Genomic DNA, 18,927 nt, shown 5'->3' on the forward strand with positions numbered 1-18,927 from the left:
CGGACCATGTTCGACAAGATTCTGATCGCAAACCGCGGCGAGATCGCCTGCCGCGTCATCCGCACCGCCCGCCGCATGGGCATCCGCACCGTCGCCGTCCATTCGGAAGCCGACGCCCGCGCCATGCATGTGGAGATGGCCGACGAGGCCGTCTGCATCGGCCCGGCGCCGGTCGGTGAGAGCTACCTGCGCGGCGACGTCATTCTTGAGGTCGCCAAGCGCACCGGCGCCCAGGCCATTCACCCCGGCTACGGCTTCCTGTCGGAGAACGCCGGCTTCGCGGCGGCCTGCGCCGAGGCCGGCGTGGTCTTCATCGGCCCGCCGATCGAGGCCATCCGCGTCATGGGCTCCAAGGCGGAATCCAAGCGCGTGATGTCCCAGGCCGACGTGCCGCTGGTCCCCGGCTACCACGGTGAGGCCCAGGATCTGGAGACGCTGAGCGCCGAGGCGGAACGCATCGGCTACCCGGTGCTGGTCAAGGCCTCGGCGGGCGGCGGCGGCAAGGGCATGCGCGTGGTCCGCGCCGCCGGCGAGTTCGCCGACGCGGTGGCCGGCGCCAAGCGCGAGGCCAAGGCTGCCTTCGGCGACGACAGCGTGCTTCTGGAGAAGTATCTGGGCCGCCCGCGCCATGTGGAGATTCAGGTCTTCTGCGACACCCACGGCAACGGCGTCTATCTGTTCGAGCGCGACTGCTCCATCCAGCGCCGCCACCAGAAGGTGATCGAGGAGGCCCCGGCCCCGGCGCTGCCCGACGACCTGCGCCGCCGCATGGGCGAGGCCGCGGTGGCCGCCGCCAAGGCGGTGAACTACGTCGGCGCCGGCACGGTGGAGTTCCTCTACGAGGACGGCGGATTCTACTTCATCGAGATGAACACCCGCCTCCAGGTCGAGCATCCGGTGACCGAGAAGATCACCGGCCAGGACCTCGTGGAGTGGCAGTTGCGCGTCGCCGCCGGCGGCACGCTGCCGCTGATGCAGGACCAGCTCACCCGCCGCGGCCACGCCTTCGAGGCGCGCCTCTACGCGGAGGACCCGCAGCGCGAGTTCCTGCCGGCCATCGGCAAGCTGGTCCGCCTGCGCCCGCCCGCCGAGAACGACCATGTCCGCGTCGACACCGGCGTCCGCGAGGGCGACGAGGTCACCATGTTCTACGACCCGATGATCGCCAAGCTGATCGTCTGGGACGAGGACCGCGACGCCGCGCTGCGCCGCCTGCGCGTGGCGCTCGCCGCCTACGAGGTGGTCGGGGTGACCACCAACGTGGCCTTCCTCGGCGCCATCGCCGGCCATCCGGCCTTCCGCGCGGTGGAGATCGACACCGGCTTCATCGAGCGGCACCGCGCCGACCTGCTGCCCCCGCCGGCCCCGGTGCCGGACCGCGGGCTGGCCATCGCGGCGCTCAGCGTGCTGCTCCGCCGCAACGCCGACGCCCGCAAGGCCCGCCGCGCCGCGTCGGACCCCTGGTCGCCCTGGCTGTCGGCCAGCGGCTGGCGCCTCAACGACGACAACCACCACGACCTGCGCCTGATGGATGGCGACACGCCGCGCGGCCTGACCCTGCATTTCCGCCCCGACGGCTACGAGATCGAGGTGGAAGGCCGCCCGGCCATCAAGGCGGAGCGGGTGACCCTGGAGGGCGAGACGCTGACCGCCACCATCGACGCGGTGCGCACCCGCGCCACCGTGGTCTGCCAGGGTCTGGACCTGACCATCCTCTCGGATGGGGCGGTGTGGCGCCTGCATCTGGACGACCCGACCGCCCGCGCCGCGGAGCAGGAGGGCGGCTCCGGCCGCCTGACCGCGCCGATGCCGGGCACCGTCGTCCGCGTGCTGGTCGAGCCGGGCCAGACGGTGGAGGCCGGCGCACCGCTGATGCTGCTGGAAGCAATGAAGATGGAGCACACCATCAAGGCCCCCGCCGCCGGCACGGTCAGCGCCGTCAACTTCGCGGCGGGAGATCAGGTGTCCGAGGGCGTGGACCTGCTGGTCCTCGACGTGGCGGAGGGATGAGCATGCGCCTGCCGAAAAGCGTCCGCATGGTGGAGGTCGGCCCGCGCGACGGCCTCCAGAACGAGAAGCAGATCGTCCCGACGGCGGTGAAGATCGGTCTGGTCGACCGGCTGACCGACGCCGGGCTGACCGCCATCGAGGCCGGCAGCTTCGTGTCGCCCAAATGGGTCCCGCAGATGGCCGACACGCCGGACGTCTTCGCCGGCATCCGGCGCAAGGAGGGGGTGCGCTACGTCGCCCTCACCCCGAACGCCAAGGGGCTGGAGGGTGCGCTCGCCGCCCGCGCCGACGAGGTGGCGGTCTTCGCCGCCGCGTCGGAGAGCTTCAGCCAAAAGAACATCAACTGCTCCATCGCCGAAAGCCTCGACCGCTTCGTTCCGGTGCTGGAACAGGCGAAGGCCCGGGGTGTGCCGGTGCGCGGCTACGTCTCCTGCGTGCTCGGCTGCCCCTACGAGGGGGAGATCGCCCCGGCGGCGGTGGCCGAGGTGGCGGGGCGGCTGCTCGGCATGGGCTGCTACGAGGTCTCGCTCGGCGACACCATCGGCACCGGCACGCCGGCCAAGGCCCAGGCGATGATATCCGCGGTGGCGGAGCGCGTGCCGATGGAGCGCATCGCCGTGCATTTCCACGACACCTACGGTCAGGCGCTTGCCAACATCCTGGCGGCGCTGGAGATGGGCGTGGCGGTGGTGGACAGTTCGGTCGCCGGGCTGGGCGGCTGCCCCTACGCCAAGGGAGCGTCGGGCAACGTGGCGAGCGAGGATGTCCTCTACATGCTGAACGGGCTGGGCATCGCGACGGGGGTGGACCTCGACCGGCTGGTGGCGGCTGGCGCTTATATCAGCGATGCCATCGGCCGTCCGACCGCCTCCAAGGTCGCCCGCGCGCGGGGATGTGCGTAAAACACGGGGAAGAGGGAAGGGAAGGGCGCCATGAGCTTCACGAACCTGCTGGTGCATGTGGACGACAGCGACCGCTGCGGGGAGCGGCTGACCGTCGCCCTGACCCTGGCGCAGAAGCATGGCGCCGCGCTGACCGGCCTGTTCGCGCAGAGCGACAGCTCCGGCGCCGGCATCGTCACGCGCAAGGCCGGCCCGGCGCTGATCCAGGCGGCGCAGCGCGCGCGTGACCTGTTCGAGGAGAAGGCCCGCGAGGCCGGCGTGACGACCCGCTGGTGGCAGCTCAGCCATGGCGAGTACGGCCATGTGATCGCCGAGACGGTAATCTGCTCGCGCTACGCGGACCTCGCTATCTTCGGCCAGCACGACCCGGAGGACAGCCGCGTCCCGGCGGACCTGATCGAGGAGGTGGTGCTGAACGCCGGGCGCCCGATCCTGGTCGTGCCGCACACTGGCAGCTATCCGCAGCTCGCCGACCGCCCGGTGATCGCCTGGAACGGCAGCCGCGAGGCCGCCCGCGCCGTCAACGACGCGCTGCCGCTGCTGAAGCAGGCGAGTTCCGTGCTCTTGCTCGCCTTCCACACCCAGCCGCGGGCGGAGGGGGGCGGCAACGTCCCGCAGGTCGACATATTGGAGCATCTGGCGAGCCATGGCGTGACGGCCACGCAGGAACGCATGACCATCGCCAGCATGACCCCCATGGACGCCGTGCTGTCGCGCGCCTCGGACCATGGCGCCGATCTTCTGGTGATGGGCGGTTTCGGCGGCTATGGCGGCTCGCTGTTTCCGCTGTTCGGGCGGGGCAGCAACACCCGCCAGATCCTGCGCCAGATGACCCTTCCCGTTCTGTTGTCGCACTGACCGACGTTGTTCGCACGAAACAAGGAAAGAAGAAGAAATGGCTGACGAGATGGCTCGCGATCCGCGCGAGGTGATGGAGTACGACGTCCTTGTCGTCGGAGCCGGCCCGTCGGGCCTGAGCGCGGCCATCCGCCTGAAACAGCTCGCCAATGAGGCCGGACAGGAGCTGTCGGTCTGCGTCGTCGAGAAGGGCTCGGAGGTCGGCGCCCACCTGCTCTCCGGCGCGGTGTTCGAGCCGCACGCGCTGGACGAGCTGATCCCCGACTGGAAGGAGAAGGGCGCCCCGCTCACCACCCCGGCCCGCGAGGACCGCTTCCTCTACCTCACCGAGACCAAGGCCCTCAAGTCGCCCTTCGCCCCGCCGCAGATGCACAATCACGGCAACTACATCATCAGCCTGGGCAACCTCGCCCGCTGGATGGCCGGGCAGGCCGAGGAGCTGGGCGTCGAGATCTACCCCGGCTTCGCCGCGGCGGAGGTGCTCTACGACGACAGCGGTGCGGTCAAGGGGGTTGCCACCGGCGACATGGGCATCGGCAAGGACGGCGAGAAGACCGCCAACTACACGCCGGGCATGGAGTTGCACGCCAAGCAGACCATCTTCGCCGAGGGCTGCCGCGGCTCGCTGACCAAGACGCTGTTCGAGCGCTTCGACCTGCGCCGCGACGCCGATCCCCAGACCTACGGCATCGGCATCAAGGAGCTGTGGGAGGTCGCGCCGGAGAAATCCCAGCCCGGCCTGATCGTCCACACCATCGGCTGGCCGATGGACCCCAAGACCTACGGCGGCTCCTGGCTCTACCACATGGAGGGCAACCTGGTGTCGGTCGGCTTCGTGGTCGGGCTCGACTACGAAAACCCGCACCTGTCGCCCTTCGAGGAGTTCCAGCGCTACAAGACCCACCCGGCGATCCGCCCGACCTTCGAGGGCGGACGGCGCATCGCCTACGGCGCGCGCGCGCTCAGCGAGGGCGGCTTCCAGTCGATTCCCAGGCTGACCTTCCCCGGCGGTCTGATCGTCGGCGACGCGGCGGGCTTCCTCAACGTGCCCAAGATCAAGGGCAACCACACCGCGATGAAGTCGGGCATGCTGGCGGCCGAAGCGGTGTTTGAGCTGCTGTCCGCCGAAGCGCCGGCGCGCGAGGCGGTGGCCTATCCGGAGAAGCTGAAGGCGTCCTGGGTGTGGTCGGAGCTGTTTGCTGTGCGCAACATCCGCCCCGGCTTCCAGAAGGGTCTGTGGGCGGGTCTGGCGAATGCGGCCTATGAGACGGCGACCAAGGGCAAGTCGCCCTGGACCTTGCACCACCGGCACGGCGACCACGAGACGCTGAAGAAGGCGTCGGAAATGCCGAAGATCGTCTATCCCAAGCCGGACGGGGTGGTGTCGTTCGATCGGTTGTCGTCGGTGTACCTGTCGAACACCAACCACGAGGAGGACCAGCCGGCGCATCTGACGCTGAAGGACGCGTCGGTGCCGATCGCGGTCAATCTGGCGCTCTACGACGCGCCGGAGACGCGCTACTGTCCGGCTGGGGTGTACGAGATCGTGCGGGCGGAGGACGGCAGCGACCCGCGCCTGCAGATCAACGCGCAGAACTGCGTGCACTGCAAGACCTGCGACATCAAGGACCCCACCCAGAACATCAACTGGGTCGTCCCGGAGGGCGGCGGCGGCCCGAACTATCCCGGCGGGATGTGAAACCCGAACAGCAGCAAAACGACATCAGGGAGAGAGCGCGATGCAGATCAACGGTCAGGCCGCCATCGTCACCGGTGGCGCCTCCGGCATGGGGGCGGAAACCGCGCGCCATCTGGCGAAGCTGGGCGCCAAGGTCACCGTGCTCGACATGAACGAGGCGGCGGTCAAGCAGGTGGCCGAGGAGATCGGCGGCCTGGGCCTGCTCTGCGACGTGTCGAGCGCGGAGTCGGCGGAGAAGGCCGTGGCCGCGGCCCGCGCGGCCCATGGCCCGGCCCGCATCGCGGTGAACTGCGCGGGCGTCGCTCCGGCGAAGCGGATCGTCGGGCGCGATGGTCCGATGGCGCTGGACGACTTCCGCAAGGTGATCGAGGTCAACCTGATCGGCACCTTCAACATGCTGCGCCTCGCCGCGGCGGACATGGGCAAGCTCGACCCGCTGGACTCGGGGGAGCGGGGGGTGATCGTCAACACCGCCTCGGTCGCCGCCTATGAGGGGCAGATCGGGCAGGCCGCCTACGCCTCGTCGAAGGGCGGCATCGTCGCCCTGACCATCTGCGCCGCCCGCGATCTGGCGCGCAGCGGCGTGCGCGTGATGACCATCGCGCCGGGCCTGATCGGCACGCCGATGCTGCTGAACATGCCGCAAGAGGTCCAGGACAGCCTCGCCGCGACGGTGCCTTTCCCGAAGCGCTTCGGCCAGCCCTCCGAATACGCCCGCCTCGTCCAGCACATCCTGGAAAACGAAATGTTGAACGGCGAGGTGATCCGGCTGGACGGCGCCATCCGCATGGCGCCGCAGTAACGTACTATCGATAGGCTGGATCGGCCTCAATCGTCCCAGATCGGCAGGGTTCCGAGCTGCGCGTTCGACAGCGCCGTCGTCAGGCTGCGCCCGTCGTCGCGCAGTTGGTCCAGCCCGACGATGACCTCCTTGTCGCCGATTCCCACGCCATGTTCCACGTCCACCACCACGGCGACCGGCTGGCCGGAGGCATCCATCAGCACCTCCTCCACTTCGCCGATCTTCTTGCCGTCCGGCCCCAGGACATCCATATCGTCCAGCTGCCCGACCGTCCGCTTGAGGGACGGCACCATGACGTTGTCGTCCTTCATCTCCCGATAGGCGTTGGCCGGGTTGGCGATGGCGGCGCTCTGCTGGGCGAGCGAGGGTTCGGCCGCGACCATGACGAGTGTGACCGCCGTTGCGGAAAGGAGCTTTCTCATCGCATTGCTCTCCTGCTGCTGACCGTGCAACAACATGGCGCCGCGAGCACGGTTCCAACCGATGCGCCGGTCCACACCGTCCGATTGCGCAGGAACCGATGCCGATGCTCCGATTCGCCACGACCGTGCTGCTGGTGGCTTTGGCCGGTTTCGGTATCCAGGCCGTGGGAGCCGAAACCGTGACGGCTGGGTCCATGAAGGAGGCCCGCAAGATGGAACGGTTCGATTTGCACGCCGACCGGACAGGCCTGGATTACCGGATCTTCCTCATCCGCCCATCCGAACCGCCGCCACCGGGCGGCTATCCGGTCATCTACCTGCTGGACGGCAACGCGACCGTGCCGATGATGGAGAAGGTCATCGGCCCAAATCCGCCGACGCCGTACAGCTCCGCGGCGATCGTCGGAATCGGTTATCCATCCGACAAACCGTTCGACATCCTACGCCGCTACCGCGACCTGACCCCACCAACCCCGCCAGAGCTCATTCCGCCGTCGCGGGACGGCGCCTCCGTCATCGAAACCGGTGGTCGCGACGATTTCCTGGCCTTCGTCGAGACGCAGGTGATCCCGGCGGTCGAATCGCGCCTGCCCATCGACCGGCAACGCCGGACCCTGTTCGGCCACTCGCTGGGCGGGCTGTTCTCCCTCTACGTCCTCTACACCCGGGAGGATCTTTTTCAGACTTACGTCGCCGCCGACCCGGCGGTCTGGTGGGGCGGGCAGGCCATTCTGAGGGAGCAGGCGGTATTCCTCGACCGCAAGGCGCGCGAGGGGGTGGCAGCCGGCACGGCGCTGCTGATCGAGACATCCGGCAGGCTGGTGGAACGCCCGTTGCCTGCAGCCGACGCCGAGCGGTTGAAGCGGTTGCGCTCCGGCCAGACGGGGAGGGAGGTCGCGGCCACCCTGGCGACGATTCCGGGTTTGCGGCTGGCCTTCCATGATTTTGCGGAGGAAAGCCACGGCTCCATGCTGCCGCTGGCCGTGGCCGACGCCCTGCGCTTCGCCTTCGGGCGAAATCCAGATTAACCGGTTGCAGACGCGACCGTCGGAAACGCGGGAAATCCTTTCGGAATCGCCATCGCTCCCCACATGTGAACGGACGTCCGCAGGGAGCGGGCGGCCAGTTTGGGGAGCGGATTTCTTGACCGTACAGTCGATCTTCATGCCCGAGGCCATCTACCGGTACATGCTCGACGTCTCTTTGCGCGAGACGGCCATCCAGGCGAAGCTGCGCGCTGAAACGGCCACGCTGACCGAGGCCCACTATCAGATCGCCCCGGAAGAAGGCCAGCTTCTGGCTTTCCTCGTCGAAATGATCGGCGCGCGCCGGACCTTGGATATCGGCACATTCACCGGATACAGCGCGCTGACGGTGGCGCAAGCCTTACCCGAGGATGGCCGCGTCGTCAGCTTGGACATCAACGAACAATGGACGTCCCAGGCCCGCGCGATCTGGTGCGAGGCTGGAGTCGCAGGCAAGATCGACCTGCGCATCGGACCCGCGCTCGACAGCCTGGACAAACTCATCGCAGAGGGCGGGAACGAGTCGTTCGATTTCGCCTTCATCGACGCCGACAAGGAAAACTACAGCGCCTATTACGAGCGATGCCTGCGCCTCCTGAGGCGCAACGGGCTGATCGTGGTGGACAACACTTTGTGGCGTGGGCGAGTCGCCGACCCCGGCGATCGCAAGCACAAGACCGAGGCCATCCGTGCCTTTAACAAGGCCCGTCTGGAGGATGAGAGGGTGGCCCTGTGCATGCTGCCCGTGGGCGACGGCGTGACCCTGCTGCGGCGGCGCTGACGGGGGATTCGCGCGGGTCGGCCCTCTGGGGCGGAAGGCAGAAGCAGGAAGCCGATGGCCGGAGTGGCCCGATCCGCCATCCCCACGCCCGAACACAACAATTCCATAAGGTGCATTATGGAAAATATGAGCCGTTTCGTGGCATCGACTGCGACCAAGCATGGACCACCGCGTTGGGCGTTCGTCAGCGGCGTCGTATCCCACTTGGCTCCGTCTGCCGAACGCCAACTGGGAGATGTTCAGGCAAGGCTGCTTCGTATGGAGAGGCTCTATGGCCAGATTTCTCACAGCAAACCGCGACCTCCATCGCCGATTAGGGCGCTGCCCGCGGTCGTCCTCGAGGACCTCTATCGGCTGTTCAACCCTGCCTCTCCAGATAACCCTTTCCGGACGCCCGCCTTGCGGTGGCGAAATTTCCTGATTTTCCTCCTGCTCCTTCATCTCGGGCTGCGGCGGAGTGAGGCCGCGCTCCTTCCTGCCGACGCGGTCAAAGACGACTTTGATTCTACGACAGGGGAAGTCCGATGCTGGCTGAACGTCGACGAGACATCATACGAGGAGGATGAGGATTCCCGGTACGACGCTCCCGGCCTCAAGACAGCCCACTCCCGGCGCCAGATCCCGGTGTCGGCCGAGGTGGTCAAGGTGTACGACACCGTGGTGCAGGAACTGTGGGTGTTCTTTGGCTGGACGGAAGCATCCGTCATGCCACGCCACTATGCCCGCGCCTAATTTGAGACGAGCCTTTCGGAGGTCTGGAACGATGGTTATGACACGTTCGTAGCAGCACTGCGCTCCCTGGAGGGATCCACCTAATGCCTCCCCTTCCCGCTTCAATATCGAGCACGGTCAATGCAGCTTTGATGAACCTGCCGCCACTGCCGACCGCGGTGCGGTACTGGGACGACTACCTGGACACACATCATACGATCCGTGATTTGGCCAAAGCGGATGTTTGGCCCTTGAACAATGATGGGAAAGCCGATTCACTTCGGTTTGATCGCATACCTGTAGAATATCGACTTTTGGCAAAGCATCTCGTTGTAGAGATTTTGCCGCGCTTTGACTGCAGAACGGCGATCAGAGTTTACAGCGCTCTGACTGCGCTAGCTAGGGCCTGTTAGCGCTTGATGTCTGTACCCGTCTGTTCGGGTAGCATTGGGTTTGCCGCGGTCCGCTACAGACCGAGGCGGTCCATGATCCGTCCATGCTGCACAGCGGTCCAGACGCCGAGAGGCCAGAAGGTGTGGAAGGGGATGACCTTCGGTTCCACAATCGGCAGGTCCGGCGTGAAGGCGGTTCCGGCGATGAGGCGGCGCGCCAGCTGTTCGGCGATGGCCGTTCCCAGCGCGACCCCCCGCCCGTTGCAGCCCAGGTAGGCGAGCGCGTCCGGCGCCGGTTCATGGATGTGGGGCCAATGGTCCTTCGTCATGGCAAGCCGGCTGTTCCAGCCGTGGGTCCAACGCAGCCCGGAGAGCTGCGGCCAGAGTGTGGCGGCGTAGTCCGTCAGATAGGCGAGCGGTTCGGGCGTGCCGATCGGCCGCATCGGGCCGCGGCCGCCCATCAGGAGCCGGCCGTGGGCGTCGATCCGGTAATAGACGGTGATGCGGCCGCTTTCGTACACCGCCGGGCGGCGGGACAAGAGTCCGCGCAGGCGATCCGTGCCGAGCGGCTCGCTCGCCGCGATGGCGCTGAACACCGGGACCACCGTCCGCCGCAGATCCGGCCAGAGATCGTCGGTGAAGCCGTTGGTGGCAATCAGGATCTTGTCGGCGTCGATGGTGCCGGTCGGCGTCTCGACCGACCAGCCGCCGCCGCTGCGGCGCTTCAGCGCCCGCGCCGTCGTGCGACCGTGGACGGTGGCGCCGGCGGCGATGGCGGCCTTGGCGAGACCACGCACATAGGCGAGCGGGTTCACATGGCCGCCGCGAGGATCGAACAGCGCACCGTGATAGGCGGGCGTTCCGGTCGCCTCGGCCGTCCGGTCGCGGTCGAGCAAGGACACCGGCATGCCGTGCGCGGCGCACTGGCGCGCGGTTTCCGCGACACCGCCGAGGGCGGCGGCGCTGCGGGCGGCGCGCAGGGTGCCCCCGCGTTGCGCCTCGCAGGCGATGCCGAGCCGCTCGATCAGGGCGAAGGTCCGGTTGGTCGTGTCGTAGGCGAAGTCGACCATCCGGCGCCCGAACTCGGGACCCCAGACCCGTTCGACGACCTCCGGATCGAACTTCAACCCCGGATTGAGCTGGCCGCCGTTGTTCCCCGACGCCCCCCAGCCCGGCTCGCCCTGCTCGATCACCACCGCGTCGACGCCGGCTTCGGCGAGGTGCAGCGCCGCGGTCAGCCCGACGATGCCGCCGCCGATGATCACGACCGACGTTCGCCGCGCCCCGTCGAGCGGCGGGGTCGGCGGCCCCGGCGGAGCGTCGACCGCGTAGACGTTGGGCGGCAGCGCCAGGGGGGCGGTTATCATGCCGGGCCTTCGGAGGGCAGGAAGATCTTGCCGGGATTCATCAGGCCGTCCGGGTCGAGCATCCGCTTGATCTTGCGCATCAGCATCAGCTCGTCGGGGTTCTTGGTGCGCGCGAGGCGCCGGCGGTAGGTGTAGCCGACGCCGTGCTCCGCCGTGATGCTGCCGCCAAGCTCCATCGCGATGTCGTCGATGATCACGTCGATCGCGTCGGAGGCGGCCTCGAAGGCGTCGGCGGTGGCGAAACGCTCGTGCGGGAACAGCACGACCACATGGATATTGCCGTCGCCGATGTGGCCGACCATCATCACGTTGGCGTCCGGATAGGCGGAGCGCAGGGCCTCCTCGACGCGCGCGACGAAGGCCGGCTGCTCGGCGACGGGCACGGAGGTGTCATGGGACATCGTCTTGCCGGCGAGCTTGAACTCGCCGGTGACGCCGTGGCGGAGCTTCCACAGCGCCTCCTCCTGGGAGAGGCTCGCTCCGATGACCGCGTCGCTGACCAGCCCGGCTTCGAAGGCGTCGCCGAGGAACCCTTCCATGTCCGCGGCGAGCGGGGCCTCCGGCTGGGAGTCTCCCACCTCCAGCAGCAGGTACCAGGGCGCCGGCTGGGCGAAGGGCATCATTGTGCCCGTCACGTGCTTGAGCACGAAGTCCATGTAGGAGGACCCGATGATCTCGAAGCTCGAGATGCGTTCGCCAAAGGACTTGCGGGCGCGCGTGAACAGGGCGAGCGCATCCTCCACCCCGGCGACCTGCATCATCGCGATGGACCGCGACCGGATGGCCGGGAACAGCTTCAGGGACGCCGCGGTCACGATCCCCAGCGTGCCTTCGGCCCCGACGAACAGCTGCTTCAGGTCGTAGCCCGCGTTGTCCTTGCGCAGCCGGCGCAGGCCGTCCAGCACCGTGCCGTCGGCGAGCACGACCTCCAGCCCGAGCACGAGCTGCCGCATGTTGCCGTAGCGCAGCACGGCGATGCCGCCGGCGTTGGTGGCGATGTTGCCGCCGATCTGGCAGCTGCCCTCCGCGCCAAGGCTCAGCGGGAACAGCAGGCCGTCGCGGGCGGCAGCGGCCTGGATGTCGGCGAGGATGCAGCCCGCCTCCACCGTGATCGTCTCCTCCGCCGCCGAGACCGCGCGAATGTGGTTCATGCGGTCGAGGCGCAGCACGATGCTGGGCTGCGGCCCGAGCGGGGTGGCGCCGCCGCACAGGCCGGTGTTGCCACCCTGCGGCACGATGGCGACGCCGGCCGCGGCGCAGGCCTTCACGACCCGGGAGACCTCCTCTGTCGTCGCCGGCTTCACCACGGCGAGCGCCTTGCCGTGATAGCGCGCGCGGTGGTCGGTGAGGAAGGCCCCGGTGTCGGCGGGGTCGGTGACGACGTACCGTTCCCCGACGATCGACGTCAGTTCGGCAAGGCAGGCATCAAGGGGCATGGCATTCGCACCGGTGGCGGCAACGGTTGGAGGAAAGGGCGGACTGGTGAAACGGTCAGGTCAGCATCCACTCGGCGTAGCGCTTCTGGACCGCCGTGTAGTTCTCGCTCCACCACTGGGAGTCGACGATCACGTTCTTGCCGTTGGTCAGATCGGGCAGATACTGGGCGGTCGGGGACGCCTTCACCTCGTCCATCGCGGCGACGCTGTTCGGCAGGTAGTAGCCGCGCGTCGCCCAGGCGACCTGGCGGTCCGGACGCAGGCAGAAGCCGATGAAGCGCATCGCCGCCTCCTTGTTCTTCGTGCCCTTGGGGACGGCGAAGTAGTCGAGCGAGTTCACCGTCTGCTCGAAGGAGAAGTCCAGGGAGGCGCCGGCCTTCTGGGCCGACTTCACGCGGTTGAAGTAGCTGTAGGAGAAGTCGCCCTCGCCCTGGACGATGGCGTTCACCTGATCCGGGGTGGTGGCCGCCCATTTCGTGACGTGCGGCTTGATGCGGTCGAGCGCGCGGAACGCCCGCTCGACGTCGAGCGGGTAGAGGTCCTTGGGCGCGACGCCGTCGGCGATGAGGGCGACCTCCAGCGTCTCCGAGGCGAGCGCGCGCATGACGCGGCGGCCAGGGAATCGCTTGATGTCGTAGAAGCCGGCGAAGTCGACCGGGTGCTTGCCGTCGGGCGACCGCTTGGTGTCCCAGACCAGACCGCCGCTGTAGAGGTAGAGCGGCATGTAATCCTCGGCCGCGGTCTGGACCAGTGGGCCGGGCTTGATGATCGACAGGTCGAGCGGCTCCCACAGCTTGTCGCGCGCGCCGGAGGTGGCGAAGGCGGCCGGCGCGTCGATGACGTCCCACTGCACGGCCTTGCTCTGCACCTGGGCCTTCACCTTGGCCATGTCGCCGTTGTCGACCAGCGTCACCGGGATCCCGGTCTCCGCGGTGAAGGGGTCGGCGAAAACCTCCCGCACCATCTTGTTGTAGTCGCCGCCCCAGGAGGTGACGGTGAGCGTCGCGTCGGCGGCGTGGGCGCGGCGGGAGAAGACCGCCGGCGCCGCGACCAAGCCGACGAGGCCGGCAGCACCGCCCTTCAGCACCCCGCGCCGCGATGTCAAGAGCGTCGACTTGGTCATAGGCACACCCCCCTTGTTGCAAACCCTGTTGCAGAGCCCCGTTGGCGGGGACGAACGCCGTTGGGCCGCCTCAGCGGGCCGGCGGCGATGGAAGCAGGCGGCCGTGCTCGGCGTTCCAGCGCGCGCGGACCACGCCGTCGCGGTGGGCGCCGGCCCGGCCCGGCTGATTGAGTTCCTGGACGATGACCGTGCTCCCGTCGGTGCAGCGCACGAAGTGCCGCACCACACCGCCGAGCAGGATGGAATCCTCGATCCGGCCGGCCACGCTTGTCGGGTCGGCCCGGTCGGACAGCTCCATGTTTTCCGGGCGCACCAGCAGGACCGCCGATTCGCCGGTGCAGACCGGGCGATCCGGCGCCGGGACCGGGAAGCGGCCGAGCGCCGTGCGCAGCATGACGGTGCCGTTCTCGGCCGCCTCGACTTCGCCGGGGATCAGGTTGGAGCTGCCGATGAACTCGGCGCTGAAGACCGTCTTCGGCTTGAAGTACAGCGCGTCGGGCGGGCCTTCCTGCTCGATGCGGCCGCCGTTCATCAGGACGATGCGGTCCGACATGGTCAGGGCCTCGTCCTGGTCGTGCGTCACGTAGAGCATGGTGATGCCGAGTTCGGCGTGCAGCCGCTTGATCTCCAACTGCATCTGCTCCCGCAGCTTCTTGTCGAGCGCGCCCAGCGGCTCGTCCATCAGGATCAGCGCAGGGTTGTAGACGATGCAGCGGGCGAGCGAGACGCGCTGCTGCTGCCCGCCGGACAGCTCGCGCGGCCGGCGGTCGGCGACGTGACCGAGCTGGATCAGGTCGAGCACGTCGGCGACCTTGCGCTTGATCTCGCTTTTCGGCAGGCCGCGCACCTGGAGCGGAAAGGCGATGTTCTCGAACACCGTCATGTGCGGCATCAGCGCGTAGTTCTGGAACACCATGCCCAAGCCGCGCCGGTTGGTCGGCAGGCCGGTCGCGTCGCGGCCGTCGATGACGATCTGGCCCGAGCTGGGCACGATCATGCCGGCGATCAGGTTCAGCAGCGTCGTCTTGCCGGACCCGCTGGGTCCCAGCAGGGTCACGAACTCTCCCTTGGCGATCGACAGGTCGATGCGCTGCAGGGCCTCGAACCGGCCATAGCGCTTGGTGATGGCGCGCAGTTCCACCATCGCGGCGGCCGGCGCGACCGCAGCGGATGCGGCGACGGAAGCAGCAGCGGGCACGGGCGCGGGGACCGCGGACGCGGGTAGGGAAATCATGATTGCGCCTCCGTCTTGCGCTGCAAGGCGATGATGCCGAGGGCGATGACCAACGACAGCACGGTGAGGAGAGTCGACACGGCGGCCAGCACCGGCGTCAGCTCCCAGCGGATGGAGCTGTACATCTTGACCGGCAGCGTCATGCTGTCGGTGCCGGTGAGGAAGTAGGCGACGACCACCTCGTCGAGCGACATGAGAAAGGCGAACAGCGCGCCCACAGCGATGGAGGGGCCGAGCTGAGGCAGCACCACGCGGAAGAAGATCGTCCGCCGCGACGCCCCCATGACCGAGGCCACCGTCTCCAGCGCCACGTCCGAATGCTGCAGCCCGGACATCACCGAGATCATGATGTAGGGCGTGGTCAGCATGACATGGGCGAGGACGACGCCGCCCGTGGTGTCGAGCAGCCCCCAGCCGGAGAACTGGAGATAGAGTCCGAGGCCGAGAACGATGACCGGCACCAGCATCGGCATCATGAAGAGGCCGCGCAGCAGGCCCCGGCCGGGCAGCGACGAGCGGGCCAGCGCGTAGGCGGCCGGCACCGCCAGCAGCAGGGCCAGCGCGGTGGTCGCCACCGCGACGAACAGGCTCTGCACCATCGATCCCCACCAGGCGGGGTCCGTGAAGAACTGCCGGTAGAGGGCGAGGGAGAACTCGCGCGGCGGGAATTCGATCTGGCCGGCGTTGCCGAAGGAGATCGGCACGACGATCAGGCTCGGGACCAGCAGGAAGACGTAGCAGACCCAGGCGGCGGCCGTGACGAGGCGCTGGGCGGCCGCGCTGGAACCGAACAGCGGGTTGTTCATGCTGCACCTCCCGGCAGGCCGCCGCCGCGCACCCGCCCCAGCATCGCCACCAGCAGGCCGGAGATGGCGAGCAGGACGACGGCCGTGGCCGAGGCCGCGGTCCAGTCGAGCGTCTGGCGCGTGTAGAAATCGACCAGGTTGGCGACCATCATGTCCTGCCGCCCGCCGAGCAGGGCTGGGGTGATGTACATGCCGATCGACAGCGTGATGTTGATGAGGACGCCGGCGATGACTCCGGGCATGCTGAGCGGAAGGATGACCTTCCAGAAGATGCGCAGCGCGCCGGCGCCCATCGTCTCCGCGGCGAGCACGAGCCGGCGGTCCAGCGCGAGCAGGCTGCCCAGGATCGACAGGATCATGAAGGGGAGCAGGAAGTTGATCATCCCAAGCACCACCCCGACGCGGTTGAACATCATCGGCAGGCTGATCTGGCCGCCGCTGAGGTAGCCGAGCAGCTGGTTGATCAGGCCCTGGTTGCCGAACACCGCGACCAGCGCGAAGCTCTTCACCAGAATGCTGGTCCAGAAGGGCAGCATCACCATGATGAGGCAGGCGGTCCGTCGCCGCGGCGGCTGGGTGGCGAGGTGCAGGGCCACCGGATAGCCGAAGAGCAGGCTGACGAGCGTGCCGGTGAGAGCGATCTCGACGGTGTTGCGCAGCACTTTCAGAAACAGGGTGCTGGTCGCCAGCTCGCCGTAGGCCCGCACCGACAGCTGGCCGTCGTAAAGGCTAGTCCACACCGTCAGGCCGAGCGGGTAGAGCAGGATGGCGAGCATCAGCAGGGTCAGGGGCGCCAGCAGCAGAATGGCCGACCAAGGGCCGAGACCGGATGTCGCGCCCGATGTGTGGGATGAACTGGTCAACGCGGCACGTCCTTCCGTTCCGGCGCGGGACCCCGGGGGCGCTTGCGGAGCGCCGCCAGCGGATGATTGCGAAAGTATGTCCGTCAAGTTTCAGGAAGGCAACGCCAATTTTCAAAATTCTGAAAACCGACGGGCCGCCGGGTTGGCTGACGGTCAGATGTCGGCGTTCACCCAGAACACGGTCGACGGCCGCGCGCTGCTGTTGGCGAAGCGGTGCGGCTTGTCGCTGGGGAAGGCGAAGCAGTCGCCCTCGTGGAGCGTGAAGGTTTCACCCTCGATCTGCAGTTCCAGCGCGCCGGACAGGATGAAGCCGATCTCCTCGCCCTTGTGGGAATAGGGCTGGGTGCCGGAATGGCATCCCGGCTGGATCACCATGAAGAAGCCGCGCAGACGCTTGCTCGCCGCGGGGGACGCGACATCCTTGCGAATGCCGTCGATGTCCAGCAGGTGCGAGCGTTCGCCGGCCCGCACGATGTAGCGGTTTTCCGCATGCTTTGACGACGACGGGTCGATGAGCCAAGCCGGCATAACGCCGAAGGCGGCGGCGACCGTGTAGACGGTCCGCACCGTCGGCGAGACCAAGCCGCGTTCCAACTGGGACAAGGTGCCGATCGAGACGCCGGTCGCCTTGGCGAGGTCGGTCAGAGTCATGCCCGCCTTGAGCCGCAGGTCGCGGATGCGCTGGCCGAGCTTCTGCGTCTCCTCGTCCGGATTCGCGCCGTTCGCCGGGGCTCCGGCGTTGTCGTCCGCGGTCTTCTTATGGGGCATGGATGGGGCGAGTCCGTGTTTCGGCGGGGGTTCGGCGCGAGGTATCGGCGGAGCCGCCGCGCCGGCGGCGGGGTCCTTGATGCTCGCGAGGATAGCAACAGCTTTCAGTCTTGTCAGTTCGTTTTTCAGAATACCAAAAATTTGCGGTGGAGCGGTCCGGGTGAATGGCCTATCATCCCCCATGACGGCCGGCCATCCGACGGCTGGACAAGCCTCCTCATGGAAAGACACTCATGCCAGCTACGATCGATTGGCACGCGCGCGCCGCCGCGCTCAGCGTGAACGGCAGCGCTTTCGTGAACGGACGCTACGTCCCGGCGCGGTCCGGTAAGACCTTCGACTGCATCAACCCGGCGACCGGCAAGGTGCTGGCCCAGGTCGTCGCCTGCGACGCCGAGGACGTCGACGGGGCGGTCGCCGCGGCGCGCCGGGCCTTCGACTCCGGCGTCTGGTCGCGCATGGCGCCGCGCGAGCGCAAGAAGCGTCTGGCCGCCTTTGCCGACCTCATCGCCGCCAGCACGGAGGAGCTTGCCCTCCTCGAGACGCTCGACATGGGCAAGCCGATCCGCGACAGCCTCGCTGTCGACCTGCCGCTGTCGGCGCAATGCATCGCCTGGTACGCCGAGGCGATCGATAAGCTCTACGACGAGATCGCGCCGACCGCCGCCACCGCAGTGTCGCTGATCCGCCGCGAACCGCTGGGCGTCGTCGCCGCGGTCGTGCCGTGGAATTTCCCGCTGCTGATGGCGGCCTGGAAGCTCGGCCCGATCCTCGCCGCCGGCAACTCGGTGATCCTGAAGCCAGCCGAGCAGTCGCCGCTCACCGCCATCAAGCTCGGCGAGCTGGCCGCGCAGGCCGGCATTCCCGATGGGGTGTTCAACGTGCTGCCCGGCTTCGGCGAGACCGCCGGCCGTGCGCTCGGCCTGCACATGGACGTCGACGCGGTCGCCTTCACCGGCTCCACCGAGGTCGGGAAATACTTCCTGCAGTATTCCGGCCAGTCGAACATGAAGCGGGTCGGCCTCGAATGCGGGGGCAAGAGCCCGAACATCATCCTGGCCGACGCGCCGGACCTTGACGCCGCCGCGACGGCCGCCGCCTGGGGCATCTTCTACAACCAGGGCGAGGTCTGCAACGCCGGCTCCCGCCTGATCGTGGAGCGCGGCGTCAAGGACGAGGTCGTCGAGAAGGTCATCGCGGTCGGCAGCGCCATCAAGGTCGGCGATCCGCTCGACCCGGCGACCGAGATGGGGGCCATGGTCGATGGCCGGCAGACCGAGCGGGTTATGGAGTACATCGCGAAGGGCCGGGATGAGGGTGCCACGCTCCGGCTCGGCGGCGGCCGCATCGCGGGGGACGGCTGCTTCGTCGAGGCGACGCTGTTCGACGACGTGACCAGCGACATGACCATCGCCCGCGAGGAGATCTTCGGCCCGGTCCTGGCGACCATCGCCGCGGCCGACGTCGACGAGGCGATCCGCATCGGCAACGACACCCCCTACGGCCTCGCCGCCGCGGTGTGGACCCGCGACATCAACACCGCCTTCAAGGCGTCCTCGGCGTTGCGCGCCGGCGTCGTCTGGGTGAACTGCTTCGACCATGGCGACATCTCCTCGCCGTTCGGCGGTTTCAAGCAGTCCGGCTTCGGGCGGGACAAGTCGCTGCACGCTCTGGAGAAATACACCGAGCTGAAGGCGACCTGGATTCATCTCGGCCAATGAGGAGGGC

The 18,927-nt window shown here is 68.0% G+C and carries 17 protein-coding genes; 9 read left to right on the forward strand and 8 right to left on the reverse strand.

Annotated elements, in window-relative coordinates; all coding sequences use genetic code 11:
* Positions 1-6: 6 nt before the first annotated feature.
* The 5 genes from DS837_RS05160 to DS837_RS05180 are packed head-to-tail and all read left to right on the forward strand — an operon-like array spanning position 7 to position 6,271.
* Positions 7-2,010: an acetyl-CoA carboxylase biotin carboxylase subunit gene (locus DS837_RS05160; RefSeq protein WP_149163746.1), complete on the forward strand. Its 2,004-nt coding sequence runs from the start codon at positions 7-9 to the stop codon at positions 2,008-2,010.
* A gap of 2 nt (positions 2,011-2,012) precedes the next feature.
* Complete coding sequence (locus DS837_RS05165; protein ID WP_149163747.1) at positions 2,013-2,912, forward strand: hydroxymethylglutaryl-CoA lyase; 900 nt, start codon at positions 2,013-2,015, stop codon at positions 2,910-2,912.
* Between the two features lie 30 nt (positions 2,913-2,942).
* The gene (locus DS837_RS05170) at positions 2,943-3,770 is read left to right on the forward strand and encodes a universal stress protein (protein WP_149163748.1); all 828 of its coding nucleotides are present in this window, start codon (positions 2,943-2,945) and stop codon (positions 3,768-3,770) included.
* Between the two features lie 49 nt (positions 3,771-3,819).
* On the forward strand, positions 3,820-5,469 hold the full coding sequence (locus DS837_RS05175) for an electron transfer flavoprotein-ubiquinone oxidoreductase (RefSeq protein ID WP_149164019.1): 1,650 nt from the start codon (positions 3,820-3,822) through the stop codon (positions 5,467-5,469).
* Positions 5,470-5,509: 40 nt separating this feature from the next.
* Complete coding sequence (locus DS837_RS05180; RefSeq protein ID WP_149163749.1) at positions 5,510-6,271, forward strand: SDR family NAD(P)-dependent oxidoreductase; 762 nt, start codon at positions 5,510-5,512, stop codon at positions 6,269-6,271.
* A 26-nt stretch (positions 6,272-6,297) separates the two neighbouring features.
* On the opposite strand, the gene DS837_RS05185 is transcribed toward DS837_RS05180, so the two are convergent.
* Positions 6,298-6,693 (reverse strand): PRC-barrel domain-containing protein, encoded by a 396-nt coding sequence (locus tag DS837_RS05185; protein WP_149163750.1) that lies wholly within the window; start codon positions 6,691-6,693, stop codon positions 6,298-6,300.
* A gap of 125 nt (positions 6,694-6,818) precedes the next feature.
* Here DS837_RS05185 and DS837_RS05190 point away from each other — a divergent pair, with 125 nt between their 5' ends.
* From DS837_RS05190 to DS837_RS05200, 3 genes are all read left to right on the forward strand, one after another.
* Complete coding sequence (locus DS837_RS05190) at positions 6,819-7,721, forward strand: alpha/beta hydrolase (protein ID WP_247889779.1); 903 nt, start codon at positions 6,819-6,821, stop codon at positions 7,719-7,721.
* Between the two features lie 115 nt (positions 7,722-7,836).
* Positions 7,837-8,499 (forward strand): class I SAM-dependent methyltransferase, encoded by a 663-nt coding sequence (locus DS837_RS05195; RefSeq protein WP_149163752.1) that lies wholly within the window; start codon positions 7,837-7,839, stop codon positions 8,497-8,499.
* A gap of 126 nt (positions 8,500-8,625) precedes the next feature.
* On the forward strand, positions 8,626-9,231 hold the full coding sequence (locus tag DS837_RS05200) for a hypothetical protein (RefSeq protein ID WP_149163753.1): 606 nt from the start codon (positions 8,626-8,628) through the stop codon (positions 9,229-9,231).
* A 445-nt stretch (positions 9,232-9,676) separates the two neighbouring features.
* Here the strand turns inward: DS837_RS05200 and DS837_RS05205 are convergent, their stop codons facing one another.
* From DS837_RS05205 to DS837_RS05235, 7 genes are all read right to left on the reverse strand, one after another.
* A complete protein-coding gene (locus DS837_RS05205; protein ID WP_282187556.1) occupies positions 9,677-10,969 on the reverse strand; it encodes an NAD(P)/FAD-dependent oxidoreductase in 1,293 nt (430 codons plus the stop codon).
* The gene (locus DS837_RS05210; RefSeq protein WP_149163754.1) at positions 10,966-12,405 is read right to left on the reverse strand and encodes an FAD-binding oxidoreductase; all 1,440 of its coding nucleotides are present in this window, start codon (positions 12,403-12,405) and stop codon (positions 10,966-10,968) included. The genes DS837_RS05205 and DS837_RS05210 overlap by 4 nt, the downstream gene beginning before the upstream one ends.
* Before the next feature lie 55 nt (positions 12,406-12,460).
* On the reverse strand, positions 12,461-13,528 hold the full coding sequence (locus DS837_RS05215) for a polyamine ABC transporter substrate-binding protein (RefSeq protein WP_149163755.1): 1,068 nt from the start codon (positions 13,526-13,528) through the stop codon (positions 12,461-12,463).
* Between the two features lie 70 nt (positions 13,529-13,598).
* Positions 13,599-14,762, reverse strand: coding sequence for an ABC transporter ATP-binding protein (locus DS837_RS05220; protein ID WP_149163756.1), 1,164 nt, complete (start codon positions 14,760-14,762; stop codon positions 13,599-13,601).
* A complete protein-coding gene (locus tag DS837_RS05225; protein ID WP_149163757.1) occupies positions 14,759-15,568 on the reverse strand; it encodes an ABC transporter permease in 810 nt (269 codons plus the stop codon). The genes DS837_RS05220 and DS837_RS05225 overlap by 4 nt, the downstream gene beginning before the upstream one ends.
* Entirely contained in the window at positions 15,565-16,431 is an 867-nt protein-coding gene (locus DS837_RS05230) for an ABC transporter permease (protein WP_211102090.1), read from the reverse strand. The genes DS837_RS05225 and DS837_RS05230 overlap by 4 nt, the downstream gene beginning before the upstream one ends.
* Positions 16,432-16,584: 153 nt before the next feature.
* Positions 16,585-17,199 (reverse strand): helix-turn-helix domain-containing protein, encoded by a 615-nt coding sequence (locus DS837_RS05235; RefSeq protein ID WP_170295747.1) that lies wholly within the window; start codon positions 17,197-17,199, stop codon positions 16,585-16,587.
* Between the two features lie 233 nt (positions 17,200-17,432).
* Here DS837_RS05235 and DS837_RS05240 point away from each other — a divergent pair, with 233 nt between their 5' ends.
* Complete coding sequence (locus DS837_RS05240; protein ID WP_149163759.1) at positions 17,433-18,920, forward strand: aldehyde dehydrogenase; 1,488 nt, start codon at positions 17,433-17,435, stop codon at positions 18,918-18,920.
* Positions 18,921-18,927: the final 7 nt, after the last annotated feature.

The sequence above is a fragment of the Azospirillum brasilense genome (assembly GCF_008365405.1).
GTDB classification, from domain to species: Bacteria; Pseudomonadota; Alphaproteobacteria; order Azospirillales; family Azospirillaceae; genus Azospirillum; species Azospirillum brasilense_D.